Origin of the sequence: Kistimonas asteriae (assembly GCF_018263925.1) — a bacterium.
Classification (GTDB): Bacteria; Pseudomonadota; Gammaproteobacteria; order Pseudomonadales; family Endozoicomonadaceae; genus Kistimonas; species Kistimonas asteriae.
In genome coordinates this window covers 42033-57852 of the sequence record NZ_JAEVHF010000017.1, presented here as the reverse complement: position 1 = coordinate 57852, position 15820 = coordinate 42033, and the positions used below count along the sequence as shown (strand labels likewise).

At 52.5% G+C, this 15820-nt stretch carries 13 protein-coding genes; 9 read left to right on the top strand and 4 right to left on the bottom strand.

Annotation, left to right across the window (positions count from 1 at the left end):
• The first annotated feature begins 82 nt into the window (after nt 1-82).
• Nucleotides 83-1240: an acyl-CoA dehydrogenase family protein gene (locus KHS78_RS17475; RefSeq protein WP_211829863.1), complete on the top strand. Its 1158-nt coding sequence runs from the start codon at nt 83-85 to the stop codon at nt 1238-1240.
• 120 nt (nt 1241-1360) lie between these two features.
• Here KHS78_RS17475 and KHS78_RS17470 read toward each other — a convergent pair whose 3' ends face one another.
• Together KHS78_RS17470 and KHS78_RS17465 are read right to left on the bottom strand one after the other, a co-directional pair.
• A complete protein-coding gene (locus KHS78_RS17470) occupies nt 1361-1870 on the bottom strand; it encodes a hypothetical protein (protein ID WP_211829862.1) in 510 nt (169 codons plus the stop codon).
• 259 nt (nt 1871-2129) lie between these two features.
• Nucleotides 2130-3515, bottom strand: coding sequence for an MATE family efflux transporter (locus KHS78_RS17465; RefSeq protein WP_211829861.1), 1386 nt, complete (start codon nt 3513-3515; stop codon nt 2130-2132).
• A 683-nt stretch (nt 3516-4198) separates the two neighbouring features.
• On the opposite strand from KHS78_RS17465, the gene KHS78_RS17460 reads away from it, so the two are divergent.
• From KHS78_RS17460 to KHS78_RS17430, 7 genes are all read left to right on the top strand, one after another.
• Nucleotides 4199-4873: an ATP-dependent zinc protease family protein gene (locus tag KHS78_RS17460; protein WP_211829859.1), complete on the top strand. Its 675-nt coding sequence runs from the start codon at nt 4199-4201 to the stop codon at nt 4871-4873.
• Entirely contained in the window at nt 4870-6423 is a 1554-nt protein-coding gene (locus KHS78_RS17455) for an inactive transglutaminase family protein (RefSeq protein ID WP_211829858.1), read from the top strand. Before KHS78_RS17460 ends, KHS78_RS17455 begins: the two co-directional genes overlap by 4 nt.
• A gap of 3 nt (nt 6424-6426) precedes the next feature.
• On the top strand, nt 6427-7434 hold the full coding sequence (locus tag KHS78_RS17450; protein ID WP_211829857.1) for an alpha-L-glutamate ligase-like protein: 1008 nt from the start codon (nt 6427-6429) through the stop codon (nt 7432-7434).
• A gap of 399 nt (nt 7435-7833) precedes the next feature.
• Nucleotides 7834-9069 (top strand): cation:dicarboxylate symporter family transporter, encoded by a 1236-nt coding sequence (locus tag KHS78_RS17445; protein ID WP_211829856.1) that lies wholly within the window; start codon nt 7834-7836, stop codon nt 9067-9069.
• 173 nt (nt 9070-9242) lie between these two features.
• Nucleotides 9243-10478 (top strand): cation:dicarboxylate symporter family transporter, encoded by a 1236-nt coding sequence (locus KHS78_RS17440; protein ID WP_281417100.1) that lies wholly within the window; start codon nt 9243-9245, stop codon nt 10476-10478.
• Nucleotides 10479-10577: 99 nt separating this feature from the next.
• Nucleotides 10578-11588, top strand: a complete 1011-nt coding sequence (gene glpX, locus KHS78_RS17435) for a class II fructose-bisphosphatase (protein ID WP_211829854.1) — start codon at nt 10578-10580, stop codon at nt 11586-11588.
• Nucleotides 11589-11714: 126 nt separating this feature from the next.
• Entirely contained in the window at nt 11715-11933 is a 219-nt protein-coding gene (locus KHS78_RS17430; RefSeq protein WP_211829853.1) for a hypothetical protein, read from the top strand.
• On the opposite strand, the gene cls is transcribed toward KHS78_RS17430, so the two are convergent.
• Nucleotides 11930-13393, bottom strand: coding sequence for a cardiolipin synthase (gene cls, locus KHS78_RS17425; RefSeq protein ID WP_211829852.1), 1464 nt, complete (start codon nt 13391-13393; stop codon nt 11930-11932). The genes KHS78_RS17430 and cls overlap by 4 nt on opposite strands.
• A 182-nt stretch (nt 13394-13575) precedes the next feature.
• On the opposite strand from cls, the gene dbpA reads away from it, so the two are divergent.
• Nucleotides 13576-14958, top strand: a complete 1383-nt coding sequence (gene dbpA, locus KHS78_RS17420; protein ID WP_211829850.1) for an ATP-dependent RNA helicase DbpA — start codon at nt 13576-13578, stop codon at nt 14956-14958.
• Between the two features lie 17 nt (nt 14959-14975).
• Here dbpA and KHS78_RS17415 read toward each other — a convergent pair whose 3' ends face one another.
• Nucleotides 14976-15806: a phytanoyl-CoA dioxygenase family protein gene (locus KHS78_RS17415; protein ID WP_211829849.1), complete on the bottom strand. Its 831-nt coding sequence runs from the start codon at nt 15804-15806 to the stop codon at nt 14976-14978.
• Nucleotides 15807-15820: the final 14 nt, after the last annotated feature.

The following is a 15820-nucleotide window of genomic DNA, read 5'->3' as shown; positions in this document are numbered from 1 at the left end:
AGCGTGGAGATGTACAAAAATGCCTGTCGATACATCGGGAGGCTGAGGCCGCAGCGCGTTGCCAGTGACAGGATAATAATCAATGCATTTTGAGCTTACCGACGATCAGAAAGCCTGCCAGCAAACGGCAAAAGCCTTTTCCGACAAAGAATTGCTTCCTCATGCTGCTGAATGGGACAGTCAGGGACATTTTCCTGTGGACGTCATTCAAAAAGCGGGGGAAATGGGATTTCTCTCTCTTTATACACCGGAGCAGCAGGGGGGCATGGGGATGTCTCGTCTGGATGCCAGTCTGGTGTTTGAGCAGTTGTCCATGGGGTGTACATCCACTACTGCTTATTTGACCATCCACAACATGGTGACCTGGATGGTGGCTAACTTTGCCCATGAACCGGTGCGTGAAACCTTCTGTGAAAAACTGGTGACCGGTGAGTGGCTCGGCTCTTACTGCCTCACTGAACCGGGAGCCGGCAGTGATGCTGCTTCGCTGAAAACCACCGCGACCCGCAAAGGCGACAGTTATGTTCTCAATGGCAGCAAAGTGTTTATTTCCGGTGCTGGCAGTACCGATGTACTGGTTCTAATGGCACGTACCGGTGGAGAAGGGGCGGGTGGCGTTTCTGCGTTTGTTCTCAAGGCTGATACTGACGGTATCAGTTATGGGCGCAAGGAAGAAAAGATGGGCTGGAATTGCCAGCCAACCCGGCAGGTCAACCTTGATAATGTGCGGGTGCCAGCCGGTAACCGCTTAGGCGAAGAGGGGGAAGGATTCCGTTTCGCCATGATGGGGCTGGATGGCGGCCGAATCAATATCGCTACCTGTTCCATCGGTACGGCTCAGCAGGCGCTCAATACGGCCAGAAACTATATGCTCGAACGCAAGCAGTTTGGTAAGCAGCTGGCTGGTTTTCAGGCGCTGCAGTTCAAACTGGCTGATATGAATACGGAGCTGGTCGCTGCCCGGCAAATGGTACGAATGGCCGCTGATAAGCTGGATCGCAAAGATCATCAGGCGTCTGCCTATTGCGCAATGGCTAAACGCTTTGCCACGGACATTGGGTTCAAGGTCTGTAACGAAGCCCTGCAGATTCATGGCGGCTATGGTTATATTCGGGAATATCCGCTGGAGCGTCATGTACGCGATACCCGGGTTCACCAGATTCTTGAGGGTACCAATGAAGTCATGCGATTGATTATAGCGCGGCGTTTGCTCTCATCGGATGATGTGGAGCTGTTATAGTTTCGTATTACATTAAGTGCATTGACGGATTGCAAACGGTAAAACAATAGGAAACAGCGGGGATTTTTTAGATTCCCTGCTGCTTTATTGGTTTGAGTCAGGCTCATGGTCTTTTTTCTTTTATTCTCGCCATTCTTTTTTGGTTTTTTCTAATGCAGCCGTTTTTTGGAAATCAATCTCTTTATGCTCAATACCGTTAGGCGACTCTTTTTTCTTGACATCTGGGCGTGCTTTTTTAGTTGTTTTCTTAGGTACTTCAACGAATTCTTCGTTAATATATAAGCCGCTTAACGGACTAGGTGTGGATTTTTTTTGGCTGTTGCTTGATGTTGAGGGAAAACTACGTCCTGCAGAATAAACTGTGGGATCAGAGTCGTTGTCAGGTATAACAATTGAAAGGCTCCTCATGGAACGAGGAGGTGTGTATGAATATAGAGCACTGCTTGATTGAGGGATATTAAGATCACTTGATTCTGGTGATGCCAGTCGGGCACTCCTTACTTCACAAAGAGCAATACTCAATCGATTCAATGAGTAGGATCCATCATTAGATTCAGAATACTGTTCTGAATGTCGAGATATCGAGTCTGATGAATGATACTGGCGAGCTCTTGATATGCATTGTCCCATGTTTCTTTCCTTTAACAAAGATAAATAGTGATGTTGTTTCAAAGTTTCTAGAAACTAAAACGATGAAATGTAAATTAAATGTTGATTATTTGGTATAACATTGCTGTTTAGGTAATAAACAAGGTCGTATTGTTCTTGCTGTCTGTGTTGATGGTGATACGGCTTTTATCACCCACTATGCCATTGAGAAGAATTCAATAATTTGGCATAACCTCCATGTTGTGCCGCTGATTATTTTCTATTTTATATTAGTAACCGTTTAATGAGCCGTTGAAACACTGGCTGATGCTTTGTCTTTGTCCTGTGAGACTTTCTGGAATCGACGTTGAACAAAGAACATAGTGAAGAACAATGCAATGCATAGTGCGATCCAGAAGCCCATTGCTCCCTGGGCAGGTAGCAACCAGTTCTTCAGTGCCAACACTGATCCAAGAGGTAATGCAATTCCCCACAGTGAGGAGAGCACGATCAGCATAGAAGCGCGCGTATCCTTGTACCCTCTGAGAGCAGCATTAGTAGAAACCTGCAGGCTGTCAAAGACATGGTAAAGCGCCACCAGTGGTAACAACTGGCAGGCGAGTGTGATGACGCCAATGTCATTGGTATACAGCGCCGCAATCCATGTCCGGTTTCCATAGATAAGCAGCGCCATGCCAATGGCAACGGAGAACGCTGTCAGGATGCCCGTTTGTCCTCTGAAGCGTGCCAGTTCTCGATTGTTGGCGCCAACAGCCTGTCCGACCCGGATGCTGGTAGCAATACCGATACCTGATGCCAACACCATCGGCAGAGTCGACAGGTTGAAGGCGATCTGGTGTGCGCCGAGAACCGTGTCACCTGAGGGGGTCAGTAACAGGGTGATCAGGGTAAAGGCCAGAAACTGGAAAAACAGTGTGCAGCCGATCGGCGTGCCAACTTTGAGCAATGCGTAAAGTGTATCCCGCTGCAATGGTGCAAGACGACGCAAAGGACTGGTATGCCGCAATTCTGCGTTCAGTGCGATATAAGCCAGCATGAACAGTGGCGCCAGCCACATAATTAGTGCGGTGGCGTAGCCGCATCCAACGCCACCCAGTGCCGGCAGCTCAAGCTTTCCGTAGATCATGACGTAGTTGAACGGAATATTCAGCGCCAGGCTGAGTAGCTGGATCATCATGACCGGCCGCGTGTGCTCCTGTCCTTCCAGATAACTGCGAAGCAGCTGGTTCAGGGCTACACCGGGCATGCCCCAGGCAACTGCGTGCAGGTAACCGGTGGCGATTGCCTGCGTTTCAAGGCTCAGGCCGGTATACGCGAGCAGCGCCGGGCTCAGGTAGAGCAACACCAGTCCCGGTAGGCCAAAAAGCAGGGCCAGACGGAGCCCTTGGTGTATCAGGTCAGGAATGTCGCTGTGACGGCCGGCACCGACCAATTGGGCCACGAAAGCGGTTGTCCCCATCAGCAGGCCGACCAGGAAGACATTGATCGGAATCCAGGTGGTATAACCAACGGCCACGGCGGCAAGGTCGGCAGCGCTGTAGTGGCCGGCCATGAGTGTGTCAACCAGGCCGGCCAGGCACATGACCAGCTGTGCTGCGGCCAGCGGCAGGGCGAGCCGCAGGAGAGTACGGACTTCATTCCGTACTGAAATCAGTGATTTATGCATGAAATAGCAGCCTTCAGGGTCATCAGAACCTGTGCATTAACGTATTTATAAGAATGAGTTATCCGGCATTTCGTTCCGGACGTTTTGCAACGATTTCAGGCTGGCTAATAGATGGTGGGCTGGGGCCATGCGGTACAGACAAGCGCAGCCAGCATGGTGGCACGATGCACCAGGCGATTGAGGTTGCTGCGGAAACGTCTGTTCATGCCAAGTCAGTTATGTGTGAACGATAGAGAGAATTTGGAAATAGTCCGAGTATTTTATAGCGGGAGCTGATGGGACAATATAGGGATGTCTCCCATTATCGCCTGATCGTAGCGTCTGACGTTCAAAATACCCAGAACTCTCGTTCTGGTTTCTGGTCAAATATTGAGTAAACGTCCTATTTAAGACACGGTATCGCTTGCCCTGCAAGCGTCATAATGACAAACGTTAGCCGCACTAACAAGGAGGTTAATATTGATAACATGGCATTCCGGCAATCAGTGTTTTTCCTCGAGCAACTTGCGCCCTCATATCCATGCGATTAAGCATTTAACCTGTCAGAATTTAGTAAAACCGTGCCTTGTAGATGTTTTGATATGCTGGCTTTCTGGTAGACTCTTGTCCCCAAATTCTTATATTGGTGACCTGGGCTATGCTTCAGGTTGGTTTGAACCCCATCGAAATCCTGGAACTCATCTATGTCTGCTCGCAGTCTAAGCCGGTGCGCGCTGGTTTGTTTCCTTTCAACCGTTTTCCTGCTTGGCGGCTGTCAGGCGCTGCAAACCGGTAGCCAAAATGCCGGAACCACTCCGAGCAGTGAACAGCAACACACGTCCGTAAAGAAGCCTGAAGAAAAGCAGGATGTTTCCCAGTGTGATCCCCGCGTCATTACCCGTACAGAAGTCGTCTACAAGCCCGTTGAAATTGGTAATAAGCTGGTGATTGGTGCGATTGAGCAGGCCACATTTGAAAATCTGGGCTTGACCATGGAAGCACGCATCGATACCGGTGCAACGACGTCGTCTCTGGGGGCAACGGATATCCGGCTGTTTGAGCGGGATGGTCGGCAGTGGGTCAGCTTTCGCCTGAACGGTGAACAGAATGATAAGGACAGCCTAGTGGTCGAGCGCCAGGTGGCTCGTAATGTGATGATCAAACGGCATGGCAAAGAATCACAGCAACGGCCCGTGATCAAACTGAAGGTTCGCATTGGCAAGATTGAGCAGATGGCTGAATTTACCCTGACGGATCGCAGCCAGTTTGAGTACCCGGTACTGGTGGGGCGCAATATCCTGACCGACATGGCCATTGTGGATGTCAGTCATGAATACCTGGTTTCCAAAAAGAAGATTGCCGATGGTAAGCAACCATGAGTAATAAAATGCAGATGCGGCTGGTCGTGCTGATATTGATTGCAATCGGCCTCGGCATAGCCGTTTACAAACATATGGCACTGGGATTTCCGATTTTTCCGGGGGAGCGGACCAAAGTCTGGGAGGTTGAAGCCCAGATTGAGTTCAAGGCAGAGGATGGGCCGGCCACGGTCTCGCTGGCGATGCCCGAACCGCATTCCCGCTTTTCGGTGGTGAATGACTTTTTTGCCTCGCCGGGCTATGGCTTCCGGAAAGTGGAAGATGGCGGCATCGAGCGGGCGGAATGGACCCGTCGGGAAGCCGCCGGCAAGCAGGTGCTGTATTACAAGATCAAGGTGCATGACAATGGCAGGAAGGCGAATGCGGATTCGAATGAGTCCGCCGCTGGCCATATGGCCGCAGAACCGCCGGAACTTTATCTGCCGGAGCTCGAAGGCGCCAGCCGTGTCGCAGCGATCGGGCTGCTGAAAGATGTCAAACAGCACTCCTCGAACGATACCAGTATGGCCAGCCTGCTGGTGCAGCAGTTGAATCAGCCGGATGCCAATCCCAACGTGAAAATTCTGCTGGATTCAGTTCGGCATGGGGAGTCCCGGGCGGTTCTGCTCATGCAGTTGCTGCGCCTGATGGACAAGCCGGTACGCCTGGTACGAGGCGTTTACCTGGAAAGTGGTCGTCGCAAGCAGCCATTGGTGGAAATGGTGGAAGTCCTGACTACCAAGGGCTGGACCATGATTGATCCGGAGTCTGGCCATGTGGGGGTACCGAATAACTTCCTGCCTTGGCAGCGTGGCGGTGTTTCCCTGCTGGATGTCACCGGTGGTTATGATTCCCGGGTGAACTTCTCTGTGATCTCTCGTACGGTACCGGTCAGCGATATGGCGATCCGGGAAGGCAAGATGGAGCATGCCGCACTGGTGGATTTCTCGCTCTACAGTCTGCCGATTGAAGAGCAGAATGCTTATCGCTACATCCTGCTGGTACCGATTGGTACGTTGATTGTCGTGTTGATGCGTATTCTGGTTGGCTTGAAGACCAGCGGTACCTTCATGCCGGTGCTGATGGCGCTGGCTTTCCTGCAGACCAAACTACTGCCAGGGCTGGTGATTTTCCTCACGATTGTCTCTATTGGCCTGTGGATACGCTTTATTCTCAGTCGACTTAACCTGTTGCTGGTGGCGCGAATATCGGCCGTGGTGATAGTGGTGGTGGGCATCATGGCCGGCATGAGTATCCTGAGTTACAAGATGGGGATACGGCAGGCGATGTCGGTGACCTTCTTCCCGATGATTATTCTGGCCTGGACCATAGAGCGAATGTCCATTCTCTGGGAGGAACAGGGGCCTCGAGATGTACTGGTCAGTGGCGGCGGCAGCCTACTGGTGGCGATTATCAGCTATTTCGCCATGACTAACCGGTTTATTGAGCATTTGACGTTCAACTTCCCGGAATTGCTGCTGGTGGTGCTGGGCGTCACGTTGTTACTGGGGCAGTACACCGGTTACCGGTTGCTCGAACTGCGTCGTTTCAAACCCCTGATCGAGAACTGAGCCATGGGTGTGCTAGCGTTTCTCAAGCGGCGAAAGGCGTTACGTGAACTCGGCATACTGGGCATGAACCAGCGTAACCATGCCTATATCGGTCGCTATAATCCGCGGTTCCGTTTCCCGCTGGTGGATAACAAACTGTCAAGCAAGACTCTGGCCATCCAGGCTGGAGTGGCGGTTCCGCGATTGATTGATGTCGTTACGACACAACATGACATCGTCCGGCTGAAACCTGAGCTGGATCGGCTGGGCGATTTCGTGATCAAGCCGGCCAAAGGCAGTGGTGGCAAGGGGATTCTTGTCATTGTTGGCAAGGACGATGAGCATTATGTTAAGGCCAGTGGTGAGCTACTGACGTTCAATGATATTGAGCGTCATATGTCGAATATTCTGGGAGGCCTGTACAGTCTGGGGGGCAACAGTGATGTTGCCATGATCGAGGCATTGATCCGTGCGGATAATGTGTTCGATGACTACAGCTGTGAAGGGGTACCGGATATTCGCACGATCGTGTTCAAAGGGTTTCCGGTGATGGCCATGCTGCGGCTGGCGACACGTGCTTCAGACGGCAAGGCAAACCTGCACCAGGGTGCGGTGGGGGTTGGACTGGATATCGCCACGGGCCAGGGATTACGGGCCGTTCAGTTTGACCGTCCCGTGACACATCATCCAGATACAGGACATGCCTTCGCAGGACTCACAGTCCCACACTGGCATCGCAACCTCGAGTTGGCTGCGGCCTGCTATGACATGGCAGGACTGGGTTACCTGGGCGTGGATATGGTGCTGGACAAGGATCATGGTCCCCTGATTCTTGAGCTAAACGCCAGACCTGGCCTGGCAATCCAGATTGCGAACGGGGTTGGTCTGTTACCACGGTTACAGCAGATTGAGGCCTTGGGGGATGTGAAAATGTCCGTTGAAGATCGTGTGGCCTACAGTATCCAGCATTTTGGTATGCGGAAAGTCGTGGCGGAAGTCGCCGTTGGACAGGATGTTGCGATGACTCCGTAGCCTCTTTTGAGGGATCGGTCATTGCTGGACACAGTGGTGACCGTCTGTCCTGCACTGGCCGTGATGCCTGTTATGTATTTTTTTTGTTTTTCCTGTCTGTTCCTGCCTAGAAAGAGATGCCCGATTCCTTTGGTAACGCGCATTCAATCCCATAGCGTCGTTGGGCATCGATAAATCCCCGCCAGCATGACTGGATTCTCGTCTATTCTGTTCTCTGTCCTGTTCTCTGTCCTGTTCTCAGGCGTTCGATTTTTTACCTATGACTGACTCCTGCTGTCTTCTTCGCCAGTCCATTATCCTGAAGACCGGGCATCAGTGTGTCAGGGGGAGTAGACTTCAATGTTGACATGCCGCCGAACCGTCCTGGATCGAATGCAGGTGCGTGAGGTGTAATGCAGAATGTCATTGGCATCCATCGTGATGAATGTGAAGTTTCCACTGAGTGTTGTAATAGCGCTGCTGATACCCTTCTGCTCGGGGCGGTGGGTGAGTGTTGAGAGTCAGGCGCAGATTTATACGCTGAGCATAGCGATCAAGGACATACTGGTTTTTTGTCTTCCTTTCGTGGTCATGAGCTTTGTCATTGCCTGCATTATGTTGCTTCGGTGGCGGGCTCTGGTATGTCTGATGTTGCTGATGGTGGCTGTTGTTATATCCAACATGATGGCATTGTGGCTTGGGTATGCTGTCAGCACATTACTGATGCCGGTTATTGACTACCCTTGGGACGGCAATGCTCAGGGGCAGGAGAGCTCGTTGTGTGGTTTGTGGCGCATTCATCTGCCAGTGTTGCTGACGCATAAACAGGCGCTTCTAGTCGGTTTCGTCGCTGGGATTATTCTGAATATACGCTGCCATCCAACGCTTCGGTATCTGGTTTTATTGGCAGAGGATGTCTCCGCATTTTTTCTCCGCTATATCTGTATCCCTTTATTCCCATTTCTGGTGCTTGGTTTTTCGTTCAAACTGCACGCAGATTTTGTTCAGCAGGATGTGCCCTTTGTCTTTGGTCCAACGTTCTGGTTGATCATGCTGCTGCAAATGGCCGTCATTTTGCTCTATTTCTTGATGGCTGCCGGATTTTCATGGCGGAAAGCCAGGCTTTATCTCTGGCGGTTATTTCCGGCGGCTGTCAGTGCCATCGGTACCTCTTCAAGTCTTTATTCCATGCCGGTATTGATGGTCTGTACGGAACGATGTGGCCGGTGTCCCGTGCTGTCCCGGGCGGTGATTCCGGCCATACTGTATGTGCATAACGTAGGTAGTGCGTTGGTGTTGAGTATTCTCGTCCTTGATGTGATGCGACGGTTTGGCATGCCGTTACCCAAGCCATCGGATTTTATTCTGTTTTCGTTATTTTATGCCCTGGCAAAGTTGACGGTGGTGAATGTTCCCGGAGGCATCATTTTAATAGCAGGGCCTATTTTGCAGACAACAATGGGCTTTTCTGATGGGATGCTTGGGCTGGTCACAGTGATGTACATCATTTTTGATCCCTTTGCGACAGCGGTCAATGTGACCATTAATGGCGCATTTGCCATTCTGTTTTCTCGCTTGTGTTTGCGTTGGCATATTCTGTCCAGTCCTCAAAAGGATTGTCATGCCCGTTATTTAACCCAGAGACGAAAGCATTAGTTTGCCTATGAATACCTTTTTCCGTGAACTCACAGGATGCCGGTTACGTGGCGGGTTTAGATCGTGATAGCTGAGCCTTGCTCATAAGGTGATAGCGGCAGTACGAATAAGTCACAGCGGTTTATGGCGCTATATTAAATCGGAACTATTATCCGATAAGTGGTTTCGAGGACATGCTTGTGGGGGCATTGTTAAAGAGAGCAAGGTTGCCTGCTGCTCTGGTTTTCGCGCTTATGCTGCCTTTTTTATTAGAATCCTGGGCAGTGCCGGGGTTACGTGTTGCTTCTTATACTTTCAGTCTTGTACTGAAAGAGTTATTGATTCTTGTATTGCCTTTTATTGTTTTCAGTTTTATTTCTGCCAGCATCATTCGTATAGGGAGTGGTGCCCTGCTCTTTACCCTGGTATTGGTTTTCTGTGTATTCACGTCGAATCTGATGGCGATCAGTATGGGGTACATGGTGGGCGTGTGGGCTGTACCGATGTTATCTCTGCCATTGGGGGGCATACAGTATGAAAGTTATCTGGCGAGTGCTTTGTATGTCTCATTGCCCACGCTAGTGACCAATCGTCAGGCACTGATTATGGGGCTGGTTGTTGGTCTAATACTGAATATTGGACATCATTCCCGCCTGAAATCCCTGATATTCTGGATGAGTGATCTATCATTTTTCTTTTTAAAGCGGTTATTTATTCCGATATTGCCTCTTTTTGTGCTTGGCTTTGCCTTCAAGCTTCATAGTGATGGCATATTGCACAGTGCCCTTCAAATCTATGGGAAAGTATTCATTCTGGTGTCTTTTACCCAGCTGGTATGGTTATTGGTTTTATTTTTGTTGGCTAGCAGTGGTTCGTTGCGATGTTGCTGGCAAACTATCAAAAATGTCTTGCCAGCGTCGCTGACGGGATTGGGGACTATTTCCAGTGCTGCCAGTATGTCGGTGTTGATTGTCTGCTCGGAAAAAAACACCGATGCACCTGTCCTGATCCGCAGTATTATCCCGGCAACGATTAACATCCATACCGTGGGCAGTGCCATTGGTCTGACCATACTGACGCTGGCCACGATGCGCACTTTCGGCATGGCGTTACCTCCATTTTCCGTATTTATGGGGTTTGCGTTTTACTTCGCACTGGCCAAGTTTTCGGTCGTTGCCGTGCCGGGGGGCGTTATTCTGATTGCCGGGCCGTTGTTGCAGTCTTTACTGGGTTTTTCTGATGACATGCTGGGGCTGATTACAGCGGTTTACATGATTTTTGATCCGTTTGGTACGGCGATCAACGTTACCGGTAATGGGGCGTTTGCGATTCTATTGACCCGTTTTTGCCAACGGTGGCATATCATTCGGTGGAAAAATGGGAATGGCGACAGTGATGACACAATACGGCGCCTCCAAGGCCGAAGATAACGGTCGCCTGGCTGACTGAAAAAGCGGTGACACTGCGCTTCACCCCGATGTTCCTATCCTGTAGAGTGCCCGCCAAACGGTTGAACGGAAAGCAGCGACATGAAACGCGAACTGGCAATTGAATTTTCCCGGGTTACTGAAGCCGCCGCCCTGGCAGGGTATAAGTGGCTGGGACGTGGTGACAAGAATGCGGCCGATGGCGCTGCCGTTGAAACCATGCGAACCCTGCTGAACCAGGTGCAGATTGATGGCGAGATCGTCATCGGGGAAGGTGAGATTGATGATGCGCCGATGCTGTTTATCGGTGAACGTGTCGGGCAAGGCGTCGGGGATGCGGTCGATATTGCCGTTGATCCCATAGAAGGCACCCGCATGACGGCCATGGGACAATCCAACGCGATCTCTGTGCTGGCCGTCGGTGAGAAGGGCTGCTTCCTGAAAGCGCCGGACATGTACATGGAGAAGCTGGCTGTCGGTCCGGGGGCCCGTGGCGTGATTGATCTGGACAAGCCGCTGGCTGACAACCTGCGTAATGTGGCGGATGCGTTGGGTAAATCGATCGAAGAACTGACCGTCATAACCCTGGCCAAGCCCCGTCATGATGACGTGATTCGTGACATGCAGCAGATGGGGGTGAAAGTCTTTGCTATCCCGGATGGTGATGTAGCGGCTTCCATCATGACCTGCATGCCAGACAGTGAAGTGGATGTGATGTACTGCATCGGTGGCGCACCGGAAGGGGTTGTCTCTGCGGCCGTCATCCGGGCGCTGGATGGCGATTTCCAGGGGCGTCTGATGCCACGCCATGAGGCGAAGGGGGATACCCCGGAGAATCGCGCGGCTGGAGAGCTGGAGATCAGTCGTTGCCATGAGATGGGCATTGAACCGGGCATTTTATTGCCGTTGGAGCGACTGGTCAGCTCCGACAATATTATCTTTTCCGCCACCGGTATCACCAAGGGTGATCTGCTAGCCGGTATCCATCGCAAAGGGAATGTGGCGACCACGGAAACGTTGTTGATTCGGGGTAAATCCCGCACCATTCGCCGGATTCAGTCCATTCACTACCTTGATCGCAAGGATCCGGATATCCGGAAGAACGTACTGTAAGTCAAAAAAAGGCTCCTTAAAGGAGCCTTTTTTATGGATTCCCGCTTTCAATGGCTACCCAGACTTTCCTTTATCCCGCTGTCGGCTTCACTAAAAAGAGGGGTGACTGCGACAGGTTAGGCAACCATGAAAAAATTATTGATAACCCTTTTCTTATCGGTGTTGATCATTGGCGGGCTGTTTGGCCTGTTTATGCTGGCGCTGGTGACATGGGGTTATCAAATTGGCGTCTATGACCAGTTTGAGGATTTATGGCGTTTCGCTACTCTGCTGATGGTGCCCGTGGTGCCGTTGTTGATCTGGTATATCAGTGAATCGGTGGATGACAACGACGACGGGGGTTAAAGTAGGGGACTCATCAAGTGGAAAACCCCTTCTGCGAGTCGCTTGGGAAATCCTCGACGGTTCCAGCTATCAAGAAACACTCGGTCGGATTGTCGGATGTAATTGTCGGCCAACTTGCCCATTTCCTGGCCAAAATTATCGTCATAGACCATCAGGGTGACTTCGAAGTTGAGCCAGACACTGCGCATATCCAGGTTAACCGTGCCGAACAACACGGTAGAACGGTCCACCAGTACACACTTGGTGTGCAGTAGACCGGCGTTGAACTGCTGGATTTCGACCCCCGCTTCCAGTAACTCCTCGTAGTAATAGCGACTCGCATAGTGCACCAGGCGAGAGTCGTTTCGCTCGGGTACGATCAGCTTGACCTTCACACCACGAATCGCGGCTGACACCAGAGCGGTCAGCAAGGCATCATCGGGAATGAAGTAGGGGGTGGTAATTACCAGTTCTTCACTGCTTTCATAAATCGCTGCCAGCAACACCTGGTGGAGTAGGGTACGGTCAATGCCCGGGCCTGAAGGTAAAACGTGCATGTCCGCACGGTGCAGGTTCATCGCAATGGACTGAGGTGGCTGGTAGGCGCTCCGGAAAACACTGAGGCCGTCACCGGTTTCCAGTTCCCAGTCCCACAGGATGATTGACGCCAGGACATGGGCAGACGGCCCTTCGATGCGTGTCATGGCATCCACCCACTGGCCAACCCCGGCATTCTGTTTGAACAGGCGGGGATCCATCAGGTTGAAGCTGCCGCTCCAGGCGACGGCGTCGTCGATAACGGCTATTTTCCGGTGGTTGCGTATGTCCATCCGTTCAAACAGCATTCTGAACGGCCCCACCGGCATGGCCTCGGACAGCCGGACACCGGCTTTTTTCAGGCGTTTGGCGGCCTGGCTCTTGAGGAAACTGCTGCTTCCGACCGCATCCAGCAATACCAGACAATGCACACCGCGGGTCTGTGCCGCCAGCAACGCGGCTTCAATCTCGTTGATGCGGCCACCGGATTCCCAGATGTAAAACTCCAGGTAAATACTGGAAGAGGCGTTATGGATATCGGTCAGCAAGCCATTGATGATGCTGTCGCTGTCATGGTAGAGCGTCAGATGATTGCCGGGCAGGGCCGGAATGTTCATGGCCTTTTCCGCCAGGTTATACACCCGGTTATGGCGATGGGGACTGGTGGTATTCTGCAGGCAGATCACTTCTTTCAGATGGCGTGACCACTGTTCATACGTCGGGTAAAGCGCTTCCGCCCGTTTGACCCGCTTGGTGCCGAGACGTCGGGTGCCAAACATCAGGAACAGGATGATGCCAGCTAACGGCAGGGCGAACAGCAGCACCAGCCACGCCAGGGAAACACCGACAGGCCGCCGTTGAAACATGATCGTTAGCGCAAACCCGATGATCAGGGCCAGGTAGGCGCCGCCAGCCAGTAGGCTGAACCAGGAAAAGGATTCCATACCGTGGTCTGGTTGTTATCCACCGGAAAGAAAGGATTTTCCAGTGTATCTGACAAGCTCAGGGATGTCAGTTCTGTAACGGCGGTATATGTACGGTTTTCCCCCCGGTCTATCCGATGTCTTCAGACAGGACAGTTAGTGCTAGTATTGCTGGTTTTTTGACGTGACCATTCCAGGTGCCTGTGACTACGACGGATTTTTCCTCGCTCCCGCTCAAGCCAGCAATGTTGGCTAACCTCAAAACCCTTGGCTACCGGGAGATGACCCCGATCCAGGCGGCCAGCCTGCCGGTGATCCTGAATCAGCAGGATCTCATCGCACAGGCCAAGACCGGCAGCGGCAAAACGGCGGCATTCGGGATTGGTCTGTTGTCCAGGCTCAATGTCCGGCATTTCCAGGTGCAAGCGCTGGTACTGTGTCCTACCCGCGAGCTGGCGGACCAGGTCGGCAAAGAGATTCGCCGGCTTGCGCGGTCTACCCATAACGTCAAGGTGTTAACGCTCTGTGGTGGTATGCCACTTGGGCCGCAGATCGGGTCGCTGGAGCATGGCGCCCATATCGTGGTGGGTACCCCCGGGCGTATTATGGAACACCTGCGCAAAGGCTCACTCTCACTTTCATCGCTGAAAATGCTGGTGCTTGATGAGGCTGATAGAATGCTGGACATGGGCTTTCTGGACAGTATCAACACCATCATTGAACAAGCTCCCGCGGATCGACAGACCCTGTTGTTCTCCGCCACATACTCTGAAGGGATTCGACGGATCAGTGGTTCAATCCAGTCTAATCCGGTAGCGATCACGGTGGAGTCTCATCACAGTCATTCGGACATTGAGCAGCGTTTCTATGAAGTGGAAAACACTCAGCGACTGCCGGTGCTGGCAAAGCTGTTGAGTCACTACCAACCGGCATCGACAGTGGTTTTCTGCAATACCAAGCGGCTTTGCCAGGAAGTGGCGGACGATCTGCAACAGCGGGGATTTCAGGCACAGGCACTCCACGGTGACCTGGAACAGCGGGCCCGGGATCAGGTGCTGGTTGGTTTTTCCAACAGGAGCTGTTCCGTACTGGTCGCCACGGATGTGGCGGCCCGCGGGCTGGATATCCGGGAGCTGGAAGCCGTGATCAATCTGGAACTGTCCCGGGATCCGGAGGTGCATGTGCACCGCATCGGTCGGACGGGGCGTGCAGGCCAGACCGGTCTGGCGCTGAGTCTCTTCAGTGGGTCAGAACACTATAAACTGCTGGCGATTGAAGCCAATCAGCCGCACCCCCTGATCATAGACCGTACCGACAGCTTGAAGGTGGACGGTCCGATCGTCTTCAAGGCGCCCATGGTGACGCTTTGCATTGACGGTGGACGCAAGAACAAGGTTCGCCCTGGCGACATCCTCGGCGCGCTGACAGGTAAGGACGGCATTGCTGGCACGGAGGTCGGTAAGATCGATATTTTCGATTTTTGTGCTTATGTGGCGGTCAAGCGGGCAGTGGCGAACCGGGCGCTGAAACATCTGGCAGCCGGTAAAATCAAAGGGCGTTCCTTCAAAGTTCGAAAACTGCGTTAAGCAGCGGGTCAATGCTGTTAGAGGCCGGGTGCTGTAAGCATCCGGTTGGTGCACTCACCGGGATAACTGTTGTGGTTGGCGCCCGGTGAGCTGACCCCGCTTAACAGACTGAACCGTGGATGGCTGCCGGTATTGGCATCTGACCAGTGCACCAGGTAGGGGTGCATCAGCAAGACATCGCCCGGCGCCAGCTCAGGACAGACGGCCTGCTCTGTCCACTGGGGATCGGGCTGATTTCTGGCGGGTTCTAATCCGTTCAGGCCAACGTGCCTGTGTGATCCCGGTACGACCCTCAGCCCACCATTGCCGGAGCCGGCCGAATCAATAGCGATGACGGCCACCACATAACTGCCCCAGTGATTCATGTCGGACCAGTTGGGATCTGCATTCAGGCGGTGTTCGACATCGCGATGTGGCGGGAAAATGACCTTGTCACCCGGCAGTTTGGGGTGAAACTGGCAGATCAGGTGCTCAAACTGCTCCGACATCAGAATGTCGGCGAATGCCTGCAAGAGCTTTGGGTGTCGCGACATTTGCAGCAGCGTGGGGTCGGCACTGCCGCAGCCACACACGCGGCAGAGTTTCTCAAGGTGCCCGTAAGCATCGTTCGCCACGACAAACTGGGCGCCACGGTAATAGAAGTACCCATCGAAATGGCGCCCCATGAAGGCTGCGCGCTGTTCGGCAATCTCAATGAGATGATGGAGAGACGCCTCGACCAGTGTCACCTCATCGCCAGACAGCAGATGACGAATCGAACAGTAGCCGTCTTCAAAAAACTGCCGCCAGTCAGTCTCTGACAGGGGAGAGTGCTTGCCAAACCGGCGCTCAGGCAGGGGATGCTCCATATCAGACCCAACGC